This window comes from Bradyrhizobium sp., from assembly GCF_049691595.1.
Lineage (GTDB): Bacteria > Pseudomonadota > Alphaproteobacteria > Rhizobiales > Xanthobacteraceae > Bradyrhizobium.
In genome coordinates, this window is sequence record NZ_JBAVNZ010000509.1 from 1 (window position 1) to 2251 (window position 2251).

General features: G+C 64.7%; 1 protein-coding gene. It reads right to left on the bottom strand.

The genetic code is table 11. The features are described 5' to 3' along the window. Window positions 1–2251 (bottom strand): methionine synthase (gene metH / locus WCE35_RS21080; RefSeq protein ID WP_424595251.1); only part of this gene is annotated, 2251 nt, incomplete at both ends.

Genomic DNA, 2251 nt, shown 5'->3' on the forward strand with positions numbered 1-2251 from the left:
GTGGTCGGGCTGCGCGGGATAGCCCGGCGCCGGGCGGATGCCCTGGTATTGTTCGAGGATGAGCTGCTCCGGCGTCAGCGCCTCGTCCGGCGCGTAGCCCCAGAACTCGCGCCGCACCCGCGCGTGCATCCGCTCGGCAAAGGCCTCGGCGAGCCGATCGGCCAAGGCCTTGCACAGGATCGAGGCGTAGTCGTCATTGGCGTTCTTGAAACGGTCGGCGATGACATCCTCGCCGATCCCGGCGGTGACCACGAAGGCGCCGATATAGTCCGGCACGCCCGACGAGCGAGGCGCGATGAAATCCGAAAGCGCGGCGTTGAAGCGGCCTTCGCGTTTTTCCAGTTGCTGGCGCAGCGTGTGGAAGGTCGCGATCTGGTCCTTGCGGCGGTCATCGGCATAAACCGCGATGTCGTCACCAACCGCGTTGGCCGGCCAGAAGCCGATGGTGGCGCGCGCGGTGAACCATTTTTCGGTGACGATGCGGTCGAGCATCTTGCGGGCGTCGTCATACAGCGAACGCGCGACCTCGCCGATCTTGGGATCGTCCAGGATCGCCGGAAAGCGCCCGGTCAGTTCCCAGGTCTGGAAGAACGGCGTCCAGTCGATGTAGTCGGCGAGCTCGGCGAGATCGTAGGCGTCGAAGCTCTTGATGCCGAAGAAGGCCGGCCGCTTCGGCGGCGTCCTGGCGAAATCGATCGCCACCGCGTTGGCGCGCGCGTCCGCGAGCTTCAGCCGCTTCTTGTCGGCCTGGGCGCGAAAATGCGCCGCGGAGATCTTGGCGTATTCGGCGCGGACATCGGCCGCGTAAGCCTCGCGCCGTTCCGGCGACAGCAGCGACGAGGCGACGCCGACCGCGCGGCTGGCGTCATTGACATGCACCACCGGTCCGCCGCGATAGTTCGGGTCGATCTTGACCGCGGTGTGGACCCGGCTGGTGGTGGCGCCGCCGATCAGGAGCGGCAGCTTCAGGCCCTGCCGTTCCATTTCGCCAGCGAGGAAACTCATTTCATCCAGCGAGGGCGTGATCAGGCCGGACAGGCCGATGATGTCGGCGCCTTCGGCTTTCGCGGTCTCGATGATCCTGGCCGCCGGCACCATGACGCCGAGGTCGATCACCTCGAAATTGTTACATTGCAGGACGATGCCGACGATGTTCTTGCCGATGTCGTGGACGTCGCCCTTCACCGTCGCCAGCACGATCTTGCCGGCGGAGCTGCGGCCGTCGGAGGCCACGCCATTGGCGAGGTTGCGCGCCTTTTCCTCTTCCATGAACGGCATCAGATAGGCCACCGCCTGCTTCATCACCCGCGCCGATTTCACCACCTGTGGCAAAAACATCTTTCCGTCGCCAAAGAGGTCGCCGACGATGTTCATGCCGGCCATCAGCGGGCCCTCGATCACATTGAGTGGCCGCTCCACGGTTTTACGCGCAGCCTCGGTGTCCTGCTCGATGAATTCGGTGACGCCGTGCACCAGCGCGTGGCTCAATCGCTTCTCCACCGGCCATTCGCGCCAGGCCAGATCCTGCTCTTTTGTCTGCTTCTCCTTGCCGCGGAATTTCTCCGCCAGCGCCAGCAGGCGTTCGGATGCGCCCGTGTCGCGGTTGAGGATGACGTCCTCGCAGGTCTGGCGCAGTTCGGGGTCGATGTCGTCATAGACGATCATCTGGCCGGCATTGACGATGCCCATGTCCATGCCGGCATGAATCGCGTGATAGAGGAACACGGAATGCATGGCCTCGCGCACCGGCTCGTTGCCGCGGAACGCGAACGACAGATTGGAGACGCCGCCGGAAACATGCGCGCCCGGCAGGTTGTTCCGGATCCAGCGCGCCGCTTCGATGAAATCGACGCCGTAATTGTTGTGCTCTTCCAGCCCGGTCGCGATCGCAAAGATGTTCGGGTCGAAGATGATGTCTTCCGGCGGGAAGCCGAGCCGGTGGACCAGGATGTCGTAGGCGCGCCGGCAGATCTCGGTCGTGCGCGCGAAGGTGTCGGCCTGGCCGGCCTCGTCGAACGCCATCACCACCACGGCAGCGCCATGACGCCGCGCGATGGTCGCCTCGTGGATGAACTTCGCCTCGCCTTCCTTCATCGAGATCGAGTTCACCACCGCCTTGCCCTGCACGCATTTGAGCCCGGCCTCGATCACCGAGAACTTCGAGGAATCGACCATCACCGGCACGCGCGCGATGTCGGGCTCGGCCGCCACCAGGTTGAGGAAAGTGACCATGGCCTGCTCGGAATCGAGC